Source organism: Burkholderia sp. SRS-W-2-2016, assembly GCF_001931485.1.
Classification (GTDB): domain Bacteria; phylum Pseudomonadota; class Gammaproteobacteria; order Burkholderiales; family Burkholderiaceae; genus Paraburkholderia.
Map to the genome: position 1 here is coordinate 1 of NZ_MSDV01000066.1, position 15,658 is coordinate 15,658.

Below are 15,658 nucleotides of genomic sequence, written 5' to 3' on the forward strand. Positions count from 1 at the left end.
GGTGGGGGGGGGCGCGGGCGGGTGGGGGGGCGGGGGCTGGGGGGGGGGGGGGGTGGGGGGGGCGGGGGGGTGGGGCGGGGGGGGGGGGGGGGGCGGGTGCTGGTGCTGGTGGTGCTGGCCGCGTGGGAGCCGGTACGGCTCAGTCGGCGGTGGCCACTGCGTCGGCGTCCGCTGCCGCATCCGCGTTCTCCCCATGGCGCACGCCACGCGCATGGACGCTCGGCCTCTACTTCGGCATCGTCAACGGCGGCTATACGAGTCTCGTCGCGTGGCTGCCGGCGTTCTATCAGCAGCGCGGCGTCAGCGTCGCCGCGAGCGGCTCGCTGCTCGCGGCGATGACGGTCTTCCAGGCCGCGTCGGCGTTGCTGCTGCCGCTCGCGGCGGCCTCGTTTCGCGACCGGCGGCCGTGGCTGCTGCTCGGACTGTCCGCGCAACTGGCCGGCGTGCTCGGGCTGATCGTCATACCCGATGGCGCGCCGCTGCTGTGGGTCGGCGTCGCCGGCGCGGGGCTCGGCGGGGTGTTCTCGCTCACGCTCGTGACCGCGATGGATCACTCGGCCGATCACCGCATCACCGCGCAACTGGTCGCGTTCACGCAAGGGGTCGGCTTTATCGTCGCGGCATTGGCGCCGCTCGTGGCCGGCGTCGTGCGCGGCTGGAGCGGCGGCTTCGGCGCCGCGTGGATCATGCTCGCCGGCTGCATCGCCGCGATGATGGCGGTCACGTTGCTGTTTTCGCCGCGTAGTTATTCGCGGTGGCTTTGAGCGCTTTGAGCGCTTTGAGCGCTTTGAGCGCTTTGAGCGCTTTGAGCGCTTTGAGCGCTTCGTGCGCTTCGTGCGCTTCGTGCGCTTCGTGCGCTTCGTGCGCTTCGTGCGCTTCGTGCGCTTCGTGCGCTTCGTGCGCTTCGTGCGCTTCGTGCGCTTCGTGCGCTTCGAGAGCTTCGTGCGCTTCGAGAGCTTCGTGCGCTTCGAGAGCTTCGTGCGCTTCGAGAGCTTCGAGAGCTTCGAGAGCTTCGAGAGCTTCGAGAGCTTCGAGAGCTTCGAGAGCTTCGAGAGCTTCGAGAGCTTCGAGAGCTTCGAGAGCTTCGAGAGCTTCGAGAGCATCAACATCAACGCACGCCATGCGCCGCTTCGGTGCATCGCGCGTTCGCGCCGGCCGGTGCCCCGTGCCGGTGCAACGCTGTGGACCCGACGCCAGCCAATCATCCGCATGCGGGGCACGGGCGTTTGTTCCCCGCTCGCCGCAAAACCCCCGCTAAATCCAGCCTCATTCGCTGCGAACACCCCGCTTTCCACCTCACCGCGAGCCGCGCCGCGCAACGCCTGGCACACCCATTGCTTTAAAGATGGTCAGTCGTCCACCCACCTCCCACATGCTGCGTGTTCTCCTCGTCACCGACACCGACAAACCGATCGGCGATCTGCGCGATGCCCTCGCCCGGCTAGGCTGCGAAATGCTCGCCGGCACCGCGACGCCGCACGCGCTGCACCGCGCGGTGCAGGACGAGCGGCCCGACGTGATCATCATCGACACCGAGTCGCCGTCGCGCGACACGCTCGAACAGCTCGCGGTGATGCACGCGAGCGCGCCGCGTCCGGTGCTGATGTTCAGTCACGACGCCAATCAGCAGCTGATCCGCGACGCGGTCAACGCCGGCGTCACCGCGTATTCGGTCGAAGGCCTCGCGAGCGAGCGGCTCGCGCCGATCCTTGAAGTCGCGCTCGCGCGATTTGCACAGGAATCCCAACTACGCGAGCGCCTCGCGCAGGCCGAAAACGAACTCGCCGAGCGCAAGCTGATCGACCGCGCGAAACGCCTGCTGATGGATCAGCAGAAACTCACCGAACCCGCCGCCTATGCCAGCCTGCGCAAACGCGCGATGAACCAGGGCGTCAAACTCGCCGAGGTCGCGCGCGCGGTCGTCGCGTCGGCCGGCTCGCTCAAATGATGCGTTCATGAATCCAGCCACTTTCACCACCGCGCCCGCTTCCGCGCCGCCGCCCGAAAAGACCCATCTGCGGCTCGGCTACGTCGCGCTCACCGACGCCGCGCCGCTCGTCGCCGCGAAGCTGCTCGAATTCGGCCACGCGCACGGGCTCACGCTCGAACTGTGCAAGCAGCCGTCGTGGGCCGCCGTGCGCGACAAACTGTTGTCGGGCGATCTCGACGCCGCGCACACGCTATACGGCCTCGCCTACGGCGTGCAACTCGGCCTCGGCGGCCCGCGCGCCGACACGGCGGTGCTGATGGTGCTGAACCGCAACGGCCAGGCGATCACGCTGTCGAACAGTCTCGCCGACGCGCTCGCGAAACACGGCACGCTGCGCGCCGCGCTCGCACCGCTCGGCCGCAAGCCGGTATTCGCGCATACGTTTCCGACCGGCACGCACGCGATGTGGCTGAACTACTGGCTCGCGGCGCAGGGCGTCGATCCGTTGCGCGAGATCGACAGCGTCGCGATTCCGCCGCCGCAGATGGTCGCCGCGCTCGCCGAAGACCGCCTCGACGGACTGTGCGTCGGCGAGCCGTGGAATGCGATGGCCGACGCGCACGGCGTCGGCAGGACCGTCGCTTACACGAGCGAAGTGTGGCCGGATCACCCGGACAAAGTACTGGCATGCCGGCGCGATTTCGTCGACGCGTATCCGCAAACGAGCCGCGCGCTGGTGCGGACGGTGCTCGAAGCGTGCCGCTGGCTCGACGGTGCCGGCCATCGCGATGAGATCGCGCGCCGGCTCGCGCAGCCGGAGTACATCGGCATCGACGCGGCGCTGATCGCCGCGCGGCTCGACCATCACACGGACGCCGCGCAGCGGCGCCGTCTGCCGATGCGCTTTTTCGACAACGGCGCGGTCAACTATCCGCACCCGTTCGAGGGCGCGTGGTTTCTGACGCAGTTCGAGCGCTGGGGGATGATCGATGCGCGCGGCGATTACGACGCGATAGCCGCGCGCATCAACCAGACGCAGTTGTATCGCGAGGCCGCGGCGCGCGTGAACGTGACGGTGCCTGATGACGCCGGCGTGACACGTGAGTTGATCGACGGCGAGAGCTGGGGAAGTACCTCGCCGTCCGCTGCGTATGCTGGGCGTTTTCCGATCAGGCGGTAAGTGGTAAGTGCTAAAACAACGCCACTGCCCGCCCGGAGAACAACCGCAGCCTAGAAGTTGTACTTATCGATATTGCTCGCATCGAACGTGGTCGGCGGTCCAAGAATGATTTCGCCCTGCGCGCCGATGGTCCGCTTGCCGAGCTTGCCGGCGTCGAACGTTTCGCCCTCCTTACCGCTGATCTTGCCCGAAGCGAGCGAGGCCGCCGCATACGCGGCCAGATAACCGAGTTCGGCCGGATCCCACAACTGGAACGCGGTCACGGTGCCGTTCTTCACGAACGCGCGCATCTGGTTCGGCGTGCCGAGCCCGGTCACCGCGACCTTGCCCTTGCTCGACGACGTCGAGATATAACGCGCCGCCGCCGCGATGCCGACCGTGGTCGGCGCGACGATCGCCTTCAGGTTCGGATACGCCTGCAACAGCCCCTGAGTTTCGACGAACGACTTCTGATCGTCGTCGTTACCGTAAGCAATCTTGACGAGTTTGATCTTCGAGTACTCGGGCTTTTTCAGTTCATCCTGCATCCACTTGATCCAGGTGTTCTGATTGGTCGCGTTCGGCGTCGCCGACAGAATCGCGAACTCGCCCTCGCCGCCCATCAGCTTCGCGACCAGTTGCACCTGGCCGCGGCCGATCCCCTCCGCATTCGCCTGATTGACGAACAGCTGGCGACCCTCGGGCGCGGTGTCCGAATCGAAAGTGACGACCTTGATCCCCTGCCCCATCGCTTTCTTCAGATACGGGACGACCGCGTTCGCATCGTTCGCGGCGATCACGATCGCATCCTGATGCTGGGTGATCAGCGTGTTGATATACGACACCTGCGACGACGCCCCAGCATCCGACGGCCCCACCGCCTTGCCCACGCCGCCGAACTCCTTGATCGCGGCCATCCCGCCGTCGTCGGCGATCACTTCATACGGGTTGTTGATCTGCTTCGGCAGGAATGCGATCTTCAGCCCGCTTTTCAGGTCCGCGGCAAACGCGCCGCTGCAGCTGATCGCGAGCAACGCGGCGCACAGCGCAGCCGTGCCGGTATGACGTAGAGGTTTGAACATGGAGTGTCTCCTGCGTTGTTGTTGGACAGACAGTGGTCCGGGTTATCGGTCGTGCAGAGTTGCGGATTACATGGGATCACTAAGAAACAGACGAAGCGGAGGCCGCAGCCGACTTCGCGATGAAGCGCCGGTCACGCGCAGCGCGCCAGCGCGCGACCAGGTTCGGGATCAGCACCGACGCGAGCAGCAGCACGCCGGTGACGACCGTCAGCGTTTCGCTCGACACGTCGTCGAGCGTGAGCGCGTTTTTCAGCACGCCGATGATCAGCAGCGACAGCAGCACGCCCACCATCGAGCCGCGCCCGCCGAAAATGCTGACGCCGCCGAACAGCACCGCGGCGATCACCGACAGCTCGAAGCCCTCGCCGTTATCGCCCCGCGCGCTGGTAAAGCGAAGCGTATAGACGATGCCGGCGAGCGCGCTGACCAAACCCGACAGCACGAACAGGCGCAGCCGGATCTTCGCGACCTCGATGCCGGAGAACGCGGCGGCGGTCGGGTTCGCGCCGATTGCGTAGAGGCTGCGGCCGAACGCGGTCGCCTGCAGCAGCACAGTGAACAGCACGGCCGCGACGATCACGATCACGAACGGCAGCGGAATGAAGCTCGCGCCGAGCGTATCCATCCCGAACGCGGTATAGCCAGCCGGAAAATCCGCGACCGCCTGATCGCCGAGCAGCACGTAAGCGAGGCCGCGAAACAGCGCGAGCGTGCCGATCGTGACCGCGAGCGACGGCAGATTCAGCTTGACGATCACGAGACCGTTCAACAAACCGGCCAACGCGCCGGCGATCAGCACCAGCACGATCACGAGCGGCATCGGCAGACCCATATGCCACAGCACACCCATCAACGCGGAGGACGCACCGAGCACCGATGCAACGGAAAGATCGATTTCAGCGGCAACGATAATCAACGTCATCGGCAATGCGATCAATGCGATCTCGGTCAGATCGGCGAGCACGTTGCTCAGATTCGCACCGGTCAGAAACACCGGCGACAACCAGCGCCCGAGCCCCAGCGACACGATCAGCACGATCACCAGCAACGCCTCCCATTGCAGCGGCGTTTCGCGTTTGCGCGTGAGCAGCGCGGAATCGGGTTTAGCCATGATCGCGTTTCCTCATCATGCGTTTGGCGACTGAGCGGGCCAGCAAGGTATCGGCGGCGATCGCGGCGACGATCAGCGCGCCCTGGATCGCCTGCTCCCAGAACGGCGACACGTGCAGCACGACCAGCGCGATGCTGATCACGCCGAGCACCAGCGCGCCGAGCGTCGCGCCGAGAATCGTGCCGACGCCGCCGGTGATCGCGACACTGCCGACCACGGCCGCCGCGACGACCTGCAATTCGATACCCTTCGCGGTGCTCGCATCGACGGTGCCGAAACGCGCGAGCCACAACGCGCCGGCGAAACCGGCAATCGCGCCGGACAGCAGAAAGCCCGACATCACGCGCCGCTCGACATTCACGCCGGCGAGCCGCGCGGCCTCCGGATTCGAGCCGATCGCGTAATGCTCGCGGCCGGCGCGGAACTGTTTCAGATAGATCGCGAGCCCGAGCAGCACGACGATCGCGATCAGCGCAAGGTTCGGAATCCCGAGCAACGTGCCGGTCGCGAGCCGCGAATACGCGTCGGGCAAGCTCGTCGCGTTGATCTGGCCGCCGTGCACCCACGCATAATCGGCACCGCGAAAGATGTACAGCGTCGACAGCGTCGCAACCAGCGAAGGCACGCGCCCGACCGCGACCAGCAGCGCATTGATGCCGCCCGCGACGAGTCCGATCGCAAGCCCCGCCGCCAGCGCGACCAGCACCGGCATATGCGGAAACGCAACATAGAGACTGCCCACCGCGTATGCACTGATCCCGACCGTCGAGCCGACCGACAGATCGATATGCCGCATCAGAATTACCACGGTCATCCCGGCGGTCAGCAGGCCGATGATCGACACGTTCAGCAGCACGTCGCGCAGATTCTGCAGGTTCAGGAACTGCGGCTTCGCGATGCCGGTGCCGGCCACCAGCAAGATCAGGACGACGAACAAGGTAGTTTCGCGGCTCTTCGCGAGACTCGCGACGAGGCCGCCCGACGCGGCGCCGGAGCGTTTCGGCAACGACTGCCGGACCGGCGCGGGATGGATCGAATGGCGCATCATGCTGCACGTCCCAACGGTGAGAGCCCCTGACCGAGCGCGGCGCCCATGATGCGCTCCTCGTTCGCGTCGGCGCGCGCGATCTCCGCGCTGATCCGGCCTTCGTGCATCACCAGCACGCGGTCGGCCATCCCGAGCACTTCGGGCAATTCGCTCGAAATCATCAGCACGGCCATCCCGTCGCGCACGAGTTCGGCGAGCGCGCCGTACACCTCGGCTTTCGCGCCGACGTCGATGCCGCGCGTCGGTTCGTCGATGATCAGCACTTTCGGGCCGGTCGCGAGCCACTTGCCGAGCACGACCTTCTGCTGGTTGCCGCCGGAGAGTGTGCCGACCGGCGCGTTCGGGTCACCGGCCTTCAGGCGCAGCCGCGTGCCCCACTGATTCGCGAGTTGGGTTTCGCTGCGCGTGGAAATCAGCCCATGCCGGACCAGTCGGCCGAGCACTGTCATCGATGCATTGCGCGCGATGCTCAGCTCCAATGCGAGCCCTTGCTGGCGGCGATCTTCCGGCACCAGCGCGAGCCCCGCGCGAACCGCCGCGGCGGGCTTGCCGGTCGCCAGACGCTTGCCGGACAGCCACACTTCGCCGGCATCGAGCGGATCGATCCCGAAGATCGCCCGCGCGACTTCGCTGCGGCCCGCGCCGACCAGACCCGCGAGCGCGACGATCTCGCCCGCGCGCACCTCGAATGAAATGTCCTTGAATACGCCGACACGGGTCAGCCCGCGCACCGACAAGCGCACGTCGCCCGGCGTGCAATCGGCCTTCGGATAAAGCGTCTCCAGATCGCGGCCGACCATCTTCGCGACGATCGCGTCGGTATTGAGATCGGCGGTCAGCGCGTCGAACACTTTCGCGCCGTCGCGCATGATCGTCACGCGCTGCGTCAGCGCGAACACTTCGTCGAGCCGGTGCGTGATGAACAGGATCGCGACGTCGCGCTCGCGCAGCTTGCGCACGATCGCGAACAGCCGCTCGACTTCGGGCAACGACAACGCGGCGGTCGGCTCGTCCATGATCAGCACGCTCGCGTTCAGCGACAACGCCTTGGCGATTTCGATCACCTGCTGATCCGCGATCGACAGACCCCGCACCAGTTGATCCGCGCGCAACTCGACGCCGAGCGACGCGAGCAGACCGTCCACTTCGCGATACATCGCGTCGTATTGAATGCGTCCAAAGCGGTCGACCGGCTGGCGGCCCATGAAGATGTTCTCGGCGATCGACAGATCGAAGAAAAGTGTGGGTTCCTGATAGATCACCGCGAGCCCGGCGTCACGCGCTTCGGCCGGCGTCGCGAAGCGGCGCGGCTCACCGTTGATCAGCAGTTCGCCGGCATCGGGCTGATGCACGCCAGCGAGGATTTTCACGAGCGTCGATTTGCCCGCGCCGTTCTCGCCGAGCAGCGCATGTACTTCGCCGGGCCACAGCACGAGGTCGCCGTCCGATAGCGCGCGCACCCGGCCGAAAGATTTGCTCGCGTGCCGCAATTCGAGTCGCGGCACCGCGGATGGGGATTGCTGCACTGCGTGTCTCCTGTATTTCTGCTGCGGTTACTCGTGCAGTGTTCTATTGCTTCGCCAGCGCCTCAAATGCGGTAATAGCGTTCCGCGTTGCCGCGAAACAGCGCGGCTCTTTCCGCCGCGCTCGCATCGGCGACGATCGCCGCATACGCGCGCCACAAATCCGTGTACGAGCCGAATAGCCGGTCGACCGGAAAATTCGACGCGAACATCGCGCGCTCGACGCCGAACGCATCGATCGTCTCCAGCACGTAGGGCCTCAGGCTTTCGACGGTCCAGCGATGATCGAACATCGCCAGACCGCTGATCTTCACCGCGACGTTCGGACAGGCCGCGAGCATGCGCAAGCCGTCGCGCCACGCGCGATACCCGGCCACGCTATTGCGATCGACGAACATCCCCGCGTGATTGACGATAAACAGCGTGTCCGCGTGTTCGCGTGCGAGTGCCGCCGCTTCTTTCATTTGCGACGGATACAGTTGCAGATCGAACGACAGATCATGACGGCGCAGCAACGCGAAATGCTCGCGCCATTGCGGCTCGCGCATGAAATGACGGCCGACGTAATCGTAGAGCTTGTTCTGGTGCACATTGAGGATCTGGCGGATTCCGCGCGTATTGGCGAACGACGCGTGCGCTTCGAGCAGCGCGGGCGCATTCGCGGCGGATAGATCCACCGCCGCGACGATCGCGTTTGGCATCCCGCGCGATTCAGGCGCATCGGCGAGCGACTGCAACCAGCGGGTCTCCTCGACCGGATCGGCGGGATCGTGATTGGCCTCGACGTGCACGAGTTTCAGCACTTCGATGTCGCCGGCCTCGCCGAGCAGATCGTCGAGCAGATAGTTATGCTTGAGCTCGCGCGCATCGCCGACGAACGACACGCCCGGATTTTCCAGCCATGGATAGCGATGCGTGCTCAGATCCCACAGATGAATATGCGAGTCGACAACCTGCATTCGGCACCTTCGTCGGGTGAAAAGCGGTTTTGGGGGCAGTCGTTAATTGTTCGTTAGCTCAGCGAACTCAAATGAAAGACCGCTTCGAGCGGTTGCGACAGCGGCGTATGATCCGGCGCGGTCTGCATGATGTCGGCCATGTAATCCCACCATTTGCGCATGACGTCGAGTTGCGGCAACTGGTCCATCGCGTGATCGCTATTGCGCGCGAGTACCGCGAATAGATGATGAGTGTCCGGGTCGAAGAAGATCCGGTAATCGCGCACGCCGGCGTTGTGCAACGCGTCAACCAGCTCGGGCCAGATCTGCGCGTGACGCCGTTCGTATTCCTCGCGCATGCCGGGGTTGAGCACCATCCGGAAAGCGATTGTTTCCATTGCGGCCTGTCTCCCAACCCATGCAAGCGGGTTGCTGTGGTTATGCGGCGCTGCGTCTGGCGAGCGTCTGGAACGACTATAATTCCTGCGTCGATAGCATCTCAATCCGTTCTTACGATTGGGCGATCCACAAACCGAATCGCACGGGCACCATGAGCCAATATTCAGCCGCCGTTGCCCTCGTCAACCGGCTCAAATTCAAGCACCTCGCACTGCTCGTCGCACTCGACGACACCCGCAATCTTCATCAGGCCGCCGAAACGGTCAACGTCGCGCAACCGAGCGCGAGCCGCATGCTCGGCGACATCGAGGAAGCGTTCGGCTTCCTGCTATTCGAGCGCAACGCGCGCGGCATGACGCCGACCCCGCTGGGCGTCGTCACGCTCGCTTACGCGCGTCGCGCGCTCGCCGAACTGACGCGCTTCGCCGAAGACCTCGAAGTCAAACGGCGTGGCGGTCACGGACAGCTGACCGTCGGCGCGATCATGGGCGCCGCGCCCGATCTGCTGGCGATGGCGGTCGCCACACTGAAGACCGAAAGCCCGCTGCTCAACGTGCGGATTCTCGGCGAAACCAGCGACCAGGTCGTGCAGTTGTTGCATCGCCGCGAGGTCGATCTCGCATTGGGCCGCCTGACCAATCCGCTTCAGCACAACGACTTCAGTTTCGAGCCGCTCGCGCGCGAAACGCTGTTGCTGGTCGTGCGCGCGGTGCATCCGCTTGCGCGGCGCACGCGGATCACGTTGCGCGAACTGGTCGACTGGCCGTGGGTCGCGCAACCGGTCACGAGTCCGGCGCGCGTGTTGTTCGAGGAAGAACTTGCGCGCGCAGGGCTCGCGACGCCGGTCAATCTGACCGAATGCGCGTCGATCTTCGCGACGCTGCAACTGCTCGAAAACTACGACGCGGTCGCGATGCTGCCGGAATCGGTCGTGCGCGATCACGTGCGCGGCGCACTGCTGGTCGCGCTGCCGCTCGAAATCGGCAAGAGCCTCGCGGGCTTCGGCATCCTCACGCGCAAGGAAGAAGCGCTCGCCGAACCGGCGCTGCGTTTCATCGAACTGCTGCGCGGCTTCTCGCGCAAGCTCGCGCGCGACGACGTCCTCGACACGACGCACGCGTCCATCGCGTTGAGCGCACCGAGCGCGGTCGATTAACCGGCGCATCGCGCGCCGCTCATTGCAGATTCACGAACAGCCCGCCGTCCACCAATAACGCGGCGCCTGTCACATAGCGCGCGCGGTCCGACGCGAGAAACACCACGCAATCGGCGACGTCGTCCGGACGGCCGAGCCGGCCGAGCGGAATACGCTTCTCGAAGTACGCTTTCTTTTCTTCGTCGGCGAGATCGTCGGCATTCAGGTCCGTCGCGATCGTGCCCGGCATCACCGAATTGCATCGGATGCCGAACGGTCCCAACGCGATCGCGCAAGACTGCATCAGCGAATGCACGCCGGCCTTGGTCGGCGTGTAGTGCGTCTGCATCCCGCCGCCGACCAGTGCGCTGATCGAACTGGTCGCGACGATCGCGCCGCCGCTGCCCTGCTTCTTCATCTGCTGCGCGGCCGCCTGGGTCACGAAGAACGCGCCGTTCAGATTCACCGCGACCGTCGCTTCGAGCACGTCGGCCGGCATGTCGAGAAACGCGTGGAATGGACAGATGCCGGCATTGCTCGCGAGCACGTCGACGCGGCCGAATGCGTCGACCGTGCGGCGCACCAGTTCCTGACCGGTATCGCGCGCCGCGACGTTGCCTTCGACCGCGATCACGCGCCGGCCGAGCGCTTCGATTTCGCCGACCACTTCCTCGACCGCCGAGCGGCGTCCATACGATGCGTCGTTATCGCCCCAGTAGTTGATCGCCACGTCCGCGCCCTCGCGCGCGCAGGCCACCGCGATCGCGCGGCCGATACCGCGTGAACCGCCGGTGACGATCACGACCTTGTCCTTGAGCAGCAAGTCAGTCTCCTTTGCGTCGTAGTCTGTTTTACTGTCGCGTCGCCGCGCTCAATACAATCAAAGCATGCGAAACATTCAATGCTGATACGGCCGCGCAAGCGCGCATTCCGGATTGAGCCGCACGCCGAAGCCCGGCGTGTCCGGCACCTTCATCCGTCCGTTGACGGGCACCGGTTCGTCGAGCAACAACGGGTTGAACATCGGCACGACCTGATCGGCTTGCGGCGCCATCATCAGGAACTCGGAGAACGGCGAGTTGTGCCGCGTGACGACGAAGTGATAGCTGTACACCGACGACCCATGCGGCACCACCATCACATTGTGCGCATCGGCGAGCGCGGAAATCTTGATCAGCTCGGTGATGCCGCCGCACCAGCCGACATCGGGCTGAATCAGATCGCAGCACTGCATTTCGAGCAGCATCCTGAAGCCCCAGCGCGTCGCCTCGTGTTCGCCGGTGGACACCATCATGCCGCGCGGCACGTTGCGGCGCAGTTCGGCGTAACCCCAGTAATCGTCGGGCGGCAAACATTCTTCCAGCCATTTGAGCCCGTATTCGTGCGCGCCTTGCGCGAGCCGCGTCGCATAGCGCACGTCGAGGCTCATCCAGCAGTCGTACATCAGCCAGAAGTCGTCACCCACGCGGCTGCGCATTTCGGCGAGCTTTTCGAGGTTCTGCCGCAGTCCCGTTTCACCCTCGGCCGGACCATGCTGCAACGGCAGCTTGCCGCCGATAAAGCCCATCTTCTTCGCCAGATCGGGCCGCGCGCCCGTTGCATAAAACTCCAGTTCGTCGCGCACCGGTCCGCCCAATAGTTGGTACACCGGTTCCTTGCGCACTTTCGCGAGCAGATCCCAGAGCGCGAGATCGACGCCGGAAATCGTATTGAGCACGACGCCCTTGCGGCCGTAGTACAGCGTTGCGAAGTACATCTGATCCCACATCTTCTCGATGTCGGTCACGAGCTGCCCTTCGAGAAAACGCGCGAGATGCTTCTCGACGATGAACGCGCCGATCTCGCCGCCGGTCGTTACCGCGAAGCCGACCGTGCCGTCGCTCGCTTCGATCTCGACCACCAGCGTGCCGAGTACATTGATGCCGAACGACTGGCGGCTCTGGCGATACTCGGGATAGCGCGCCATCGGCGTCGCAATGTGATCGTCGATCCAGTGCCCGCCGGCCTGGTCGTGATAGTCCGCACCGCCGCCGCGAACGATGAAGGCACGCACGTGCCGGATGGTAGGCATGGCCATGAAAGGACTCCGTGAGGAATACGTAAAGCAGCGTGCGATGCGGCGTGTGACGCTGCATGCGGGTCTGCGTGAATAGCGCGCGCGGAATGCGGATGCGGCGCGCGCTCAGTAAGTCGCGCGGCCGCCGGACAGATCGAACACCGAGCCGGTGCTGAACGCGCAGTCTTCGGAAGACAGCCACAGGATCAGCGACGCCGCTTCTTCCGGCAGCAGGAAACGGTTCATCGGAATCTTCGCGAGCATGTAGTCAATGTGCTGTTGCGACATCGAATCGAAGATTTCGGTTTTGGCCGCGGCCGGGGTGACCGCATTGACGAGAATATTTTTGGTCGCCAGTTCCTTACCGAGCGATTTGGTGAGCCCGATCAAACCCGCTTTCGATGCACTGTAGTGCGAAGCATTCGGATTGCCCTCCTTTCCGGCCACCGACGCGATATTGACGATGCGTCCATAACCCTGCTTCAGCATCTGCGGGACCACCGCGCGACAGGTCAGATACGGGCCGATCAGATTCACGTCGATCACGCGGCGCCACATTTCGGGTTCGAGTTCCCACGTGGTGCCGTTGCCGCCGGTGATGCCCGCGCAGTTGATCAGCACGTCGATCGCGCCGTGTTCGCCGACCGTTTGCGCGGTGGCTTGTGCAACCGCGGCCTCGTCGGTCAACTCGACGGTGTGCGCGCTGACCTTGCCGAGTTCGGCCAGTTCGCGCTGACTGCGCGCGAGGCGTTCGCTATCGACGTCCCACAGCGCGACCGACGCGCCCGAGCGCAACGCCCGCTGTGCAACCGCATAGCCGATGCCGCGCGCGCCGCCGGTGATAACGACCGCGCGCCCCTCCAGATCGATCCGATTCATTGCCGTGCTCCTGTGGGCGGCCGTGCGGCGCGCCGTCGTTTGTTTATATCGCTGCTGTCCGTATTCGACGTCTGGGTCAAATATACGGGCGGCGCGATACGTCAACAATTCGACTATTGGAGCAGGCGATAGCAAAAGTGAATCGGCAGGCGGGCGCGCTTTATCCGCCGCTTGCTGCCGATCCGATGCCTTTCACGCAGACGTCATTCGTCCGCGGCGACGAACAGCATCGAGACATACAGAATGGTCGACACGACGATAATGCCGACACCGATCAGCACCTTGGTGCGATCGAAATAGAGACCGCCCTTGATCACCACGCCGATCCCGGCGACCGCCGACAAGGTGCCGAACGCCGCGAGGCCGACGTGGACCTTGCTGCGGATCAGCCGCCGACGCTCCGCTTCGGGTGTGGATTGCGCTTGCTTCGGATCCATGTCGTGCTCCTTCGCATGCGGCGCACCGGTGGCGCCAATCGGGCCGGGCGCCATGCCGGCGCCCGCCGCCCGGTGCACGCGCGGCGTGATCGGGTTCGCTGATGCCGAACCGCGCCGCGCGCGGCGATACGCTTGAACGTACCTGTTTCGAACTAAGCTCGCTAATCGCGAGCGACCGAAGCCGCCACGGCCGATACGAATACCGCGCGCACCGAATCGCCAACTTTCAAATGTTCGAGTGCGACTTCCGGCGACACGTCGAGCGTTTCAGTGCGGGTCGGACCGCGCAACGTGATCGTGCGATTCTTGCGATCGATCTGGCGTATCGTCGCCACCACTTCGACGCGCCGCGCCGACGCGACCACGCCGTTGGCCGCCGGCTGCGTGAGCTCGGTGTCGAGCCGCTGGCGAATGCCGCGCGCCGCGAGTTTGTCGACGCCGATCAGCACCGCCTTCTTATAGGCAATCGTCACGAGATCGCCGATCCGCAGCTTGCTCACATCCGCGGCTTGCGGATTCACGTCGAACGTGTCGACGCCGCCTTCCGGGCCCATCAGCGTCACACTGTTGGTCGCCGGATCGATCGCCACGACGCGCGCCTGCACATGCAGCAGCGCGGCCGCGCCGACTGCCTGCTGGTCCGTCACGGGCGCCGGGTTTTGCTGCGCGAGCGCCGGCCCCGCTGTCGCGGCGGTCAGCGTCAACGCCAGCGCGATCGCCTTGATGCGCGCGAACCCCGAAACCGATCTATTGCAAGCCATCACATTCTCCTTTTGACTACGTCGTTGTTACGGCAAAAAAGCTGTTCTTATCGGCAGGGCCGGCGCAAGACGATGCTTATGCGCGGCGGTTGGATTTTGCGTATATGTGTTGGCGGCAAACCGCCGCTTGCGCGCGCATTAAAAATGGCCAATGGGCCGTTAATCCGCATTTAGTCAAAATCCGCCTGCGCTGTCGACATAAAGGCGCGTCGGCCCGGATGCGTCGCAATACGTGAAGGAATCTCGTACGGAAAAAACTGAGGAGGCCATGCGCCGGGAGCCCGCCAGGCAACTGCCGCGGCTTTCCTGGCTGACCGCCCATGCGGAACTGCACGGCTGTGGGTCCGCTTGCATCGGCATCAGCGGACGGGGGAACGAGCAGCCATAACACCTTCCTCGCAAGGACATCGATTACCGTTAGGCCCAAATGAATCGGCCCGCAAATAAATAAGGTTATGACTACCTGAAACTGTCCGCCGATGCTAGCAAACGCGTCCGGGAATGGCAAGGCAGGCCCCACCGCCGCGCATAAGCACCAGTTCCGCGAATTGATGCGAGCGGAATGCACCATTAAATCCGCAATCCCGTAGCCCGGCGCGCGTCCATTCTGGTGTAAAAAGGTGCGTAAAAACCCTTAATGGTTCATTCGGTGGGTTAACACGCATTTCGCATCGGTAAATACAAAAAATTGTCTTCAATCCCCGCGATACTTTGCATACCGCTCAATGTCCGTGCACTAACGGACGCCAGGCGAAAGGAAAGAAAAGCGGGCACAGCGCTTGCTAAAACTCCGCGTCGACTTTTACCGCACGTCATTCGTTATCCAAAGGACACCGCATATGATTACTGCCCGCCCCTGCACCGCCGCTTGTGTGATCGACGGCCGCCTCGTCACGCTGACGTTCCATCCGGACAACGGCGTGCTGCGGATTGCCGATTCATCCGGCGCGTGTCTGCGGGAAACTCGCTGGCACGGCACGTGGCGCTCGCTGCTGGATGAATTTCGCGGCTATTACGAAGCGGCCGAGACCAGCGCAAGCGCGCCCGGCGTCGAAGCGCTGGTCGCGCAGCTCGGCGAGCCGGCCGGCCGCGCGCCGCGCGAAGCGGCACTTGCGTGACACCGGCCGAAGCGCGGCGCGTCGTTGCAATCGCCGGTTCGCCGGATTATCAGCCGCGCCGCGGCCGGTGCCGCTATCACTA

General features: G+C 64.6%; 17 protein-coding genes. 5 read left to right on the forward strand and 12 right to left on the reverse strand.

Going from position 1 to position 15,658, the window contains the following annotated elements; translation table 11 throughout:
• Window positions 1-149: 149 nt before the first annotated feature.
• On the forward strand, window positions 150-764 hold the full coding sequence (locus BTH42_RS28260) for an MFS transporter (RefSeq protein ID WP_372237293.1): 615 nt from the start codon (window positions 150-152) through the stop codon (window positions 762-764).
• On the opposite strand, the gene BTH42_RS35655 is transcribed toward BTH42_RS28260, so the two are convergent.
• Window positions 721-1,122: a hypothetical protein gene (locus BTH42_RS35655; protein ID WP_075304482.1), complete on the reverse strand. Its 402-nt coding sequence runs from the start codon at window positions 1,120-1,122 to the stop codon at window positions 721-723. The two genes, BTH42_RS28260 and BTH42_RS35655, sit on opposite strands and share 44 nt — an antisense overlap.
• Window positions 1,123-1,372: 250 nt before the next feature.
• Here BTH42_RS35655 and BTH42_RS28270 point away from each other — a divergent pair, with 250 nt between their 5' ends.
• Window positions 1,373-1,948 (forward strand): ANTAR domain-containing response regulator, encoded by a 576-nt coding sequence (locus BTH42_RS28270; RefSeq protein WP_075304483.1) that lies wholly within the window; start codon window positions 1,373-1,375, stop codon window positions 1,946-1,948.
• Window positions 1,949-1,955: 7 nt separating this feature from the next.
• A complete protein-coding gene (locus BTH42_RS28275; protein ID WP_075304484.1) occupies window positions 1,956-3,110 on the forward strand; it encodes a CmpA/NrtA family ABC transporter substrate-binding protein in 1,155 nt (384 codons plus the stop codon).
• A 50-nt stretch (window positions 3,111-3,160) separates the two neighbouring features.
• On the opposite strand, the gene rhaS is transcribed toward BTH42_RS28275, so the two are convergent.
• From rhaS to rhaM, 6 genes are all read right to left on the reverse strand, one after another.
• On the reverse strand, window positions 3,161-4,171 hold the full coding sequence (gene rhaS / locus BTH42_RS28280) for a rhamnose ABC transporter substrate-binding protein (RefSeq protein ID WP_075304485.1): 1,011 nt from the start codon (window positions 4,169-4,171) through the stop codon (window positions 3,161-3,163).
• A 79-nt stretch (window positions 4,172-4,250) separates the two neighbouring features.
• Complete coding sequence (locus tag BTH42_RS28285; protein ID WP_075304486.1) at window positions 4,251-5,282, reverse strand: ABC transporter permease; 1,032 nt, start codon at window positions 5,280-5,282, stop codon at window positions 4,251-4,253.
• Window positions 5,275-6,330, reverse strand: coding sequence for an ABC transporter permease (locus BTH42_RS28290; RefSeq protein WP_075304487.1), 1,056 nt, complete (start codon window positions 6,328-6,330; stop codon window positions 5,275-5,277). Before BTH42_RS28290 ends, BTH42_RS28285 begins: the two co-directional genes overlap by 8 nt.
• Window positions 6,327-7,856, reverse strand: a complete 1,530-nt coding sequence (locus BTH42_RS28295) for a sugar ABC transporter ATP-binding protein (RefSeq protein ID WP_075304488.1) — start codon at window positions 7,854-7,856, stop codon at window positions 6,327-6,329. Before BTH42_RS28295 ends, BTH42_RS28290 begins: the two co-directional genes overlap by 4 nt.
• 62 nt (window positions 7,857-7,918) lie before the next feature.
• Window positions 7,919-8,812, reverse strand: a complete 894-nt coding sequence (locus BTH42_RS28300; RefSeq protein WP_075304489.1) for an amidohydrolase — start codon at window positions 8,810-8,812, stop codon at window positions 7,919-7,921.
• A 53-nt stretch (window positions 8,813-8,865) separates the two neighbouring features.
• Window positions 8,866-9,189 carry an L-rhamnose mutarotase gene (gene rhaM, locus BTH42_RS28305; protein ID WP_075304490.1) on the reverse strand — a complete coding sequence of 108 codons (324 nt, stop codon included), beginning with the start codon at window positions 9,187-9,189 and terminating at the stop codon, window positions 8,866-8,868.
• A gap of 152 nt (window positions 9,190-9,341) precedes the next feature.
• On the opposite strand from rhaM, the gene BTH42_RS28310 reads away from it, so the two are divergent.
• The gene (locus BTH42_RS28310) at window positions 9,342-10,346 is read left to right on the forward strand and encodes a LysR family transcriptional regulator (protein WP_075304523.1); all 1,005 of its coding nucleotides are present in this window, start codon (window positions 9,342-9,344) and stop codon (window positions 10,344-10,346) included.
• A gap of 19 nt (window positions 10,347-10,365) precedes the next feature.
• Here BTH42_RS28310 and BTH42_RS28315 read toward each other — a convergent pair whose 3' ends face one another.
• The 5 genes from BTH42_RS28315 to BTH42_RS28335 form a co-directional block, all read right to left on the reverse strand.
• Window positions 10,366-11,148, reverse strand: a complete 783-nt coding sequence (locus BTH42_RS28315) for an SDR family NAD(P)-dependent oxidoreductase (RefSeq protein WP_075304491.1) — start codon at window positions 11,146-11,148, stop codon at window positions 10,366-10,368.
• Window positions 11,149-11,223: 75 nt separating this feature from the next.
• Entirely contained in the window at window positions 11,224-12,402 is a 1,179-nt protein-coding gene (gene rhmD / locus BTH42_RS28320; RefSeq protein WP_075304492.1) for an L-rhamnonate dehydratase, read from the reverse strand.
• A 105-nt stretch (window positions 12,403-12,507) separates the two neighbouring features.
• Window positions 12,508-13,260, reverse strand: a complete 753-nt coding sequence (locus tag BTH42_RS28325; protein WP_075304493.1) for an SDR family NAD(P)-dependent oxidoreductase — start codon at window positions 13,258-13,260, stop codon at window positions 12,508-12,510.
• 203 nt (window positions 13,261-13,463) lie between these two features.
• Window positions 13,464-13,697 (reverse strand): DUF2964 family protein, encoded by a 234-nt coding sequence (locus BTH42_RS28330; protein ID WP_075304524.1) that lies wholly within the window; start codon window positions 13,695-13,697, stop codon window positions 13,464-13,466.
• A 161-nt stretch (window positions 13,698-13,858) separates the two neighbouring features.
• Window positions 13,859-14,458: a hypothetical protein gene (locus BTH42_RS28335; protein ID WP_075304494.1), complete on the reverse strand. Its 600-nt coding sequence runs from the start codon at window positions 14,456-14,458 to the stop codon at window positions 13,859-13,861.
• 839 nt (window positions 14,459-15,297) lie between these two features.
• Between BTH42_RS28335 and BTH42_RS28340 the strand changes: the two genes are divergently transcribed.
• Window positions 15,298-15,576 carry a hypothetical protein gene (locus tag BTH42_RS28340; protein WP_075304495.1) on the forward strand — a complete coding sequence of 93 codons (279 nt, stop codon included), beginning with the start codon at window positions 15,298-15,300 and terminating at the stop codon, window positions 15,574-15,576.
• The last annotated feature ends 82 nt before the right edge of the window (window positions 15,577-15,658 follow it).

Bases quoted from the DNA above. Each gene is read 5' to 3' on its own strand.
- BTH42_RS35655 (WP_075304482.1), bottom strand. From the start codon at position 1,122: ATGGCGTGCGTTGATGTTGATGCTCTCGAAGCTCTCGAAGCTCTCGAA.
- BTH42_RS28270 (WP_075304483.1), top strand. From the start codon at position 1,373: ATGCTGCGTGTTCTCCTCGTCACCGACACCGACAAACCGATCGGCGAT.
- BTH42_RS28275 (WP_075304484.1), top strand. From the start codon at position 1,956: ATGAATCCAGCCACTTTCACCACCGCGCCCGCTTCCGCGCCGCCGCCC.
- rhaS (WP_075304485.1), bottom strand. From the start codon at position 4,171: ATGTTCAAACCTCTACGTCATACCGGCACGGCTGCGCTGTGCGCCGCG.
- BTH42_RS28285 (WP_075304486.1), bottom strand. From the start codon at position 5,282: ATGGCTAAACCCGATTCCGCGCTGCTCACGCGCAAACGCGAAACGCCG.
- BTH42_RS28290 (WP_075304487.1), bottom strand. From the start codon at position 6,330: ATGATGCGCCATTCGATCCATCCCGCGCCGGTCCGGCAGTCGTTGCCG.
- BTH42_RS28300 (WP_075304489.1), bottom strand. From the start codon at position 8,812: ATGCAGGTTGTCGACTCGCATATTCATCTGTGGGATCTGAGCACGCAT.
- rhaM (WP_075304490.1), bottom strand. From the start codon at position 9,189: ATGGAAACAATCGCTTTCCGGATGGTGCTCAACCCCGGCATGCGCGAG.
- BTH42_RS28310 (WP_075304523.1), top strand. From the start codon at position 9,342: ATGAGCCAATATTCAGCCGCCGTTGCCCTCGTCAACCGGCTCAAATTC.
- rhmD (WP_075304492.1), bottom strand. From the start codon at position 12,402: ATGGCCATGCCTACCATCCGGCACGTGCGTGCCTTCATCGTTCGCGGC.
- BTH42_RS28325 (WP_075304493.1), bottom strand. From the start codon at position 13,260: ATGAATCGGATCGATCTGGAGGGGCGCGCGGTCGTTATCACCGGCGGC.
- BTH42_RS28330 (WP_075304524.1), bottom strand. From the start codon at position 13,697: ATGGATCCGAAGCAAGCGCAATCCACACCCGAAGCGGAGCGTCGGCGG.
- BTH42_RS28335 (WP_075304494.1), bottom strand. From the start codon at position 14,458: ATGGCTTGCAATAGATCGGTTTCGGGGTTCGCGCGCATCAAGGCGATC.
- BTH42_RS28340 (WP_075304495.1), top strand. From the start codon at position 15,298: ATGATTACTGCCCGCCCCTGCACCGCCGCTTGTGTGATCGACGGCCGC.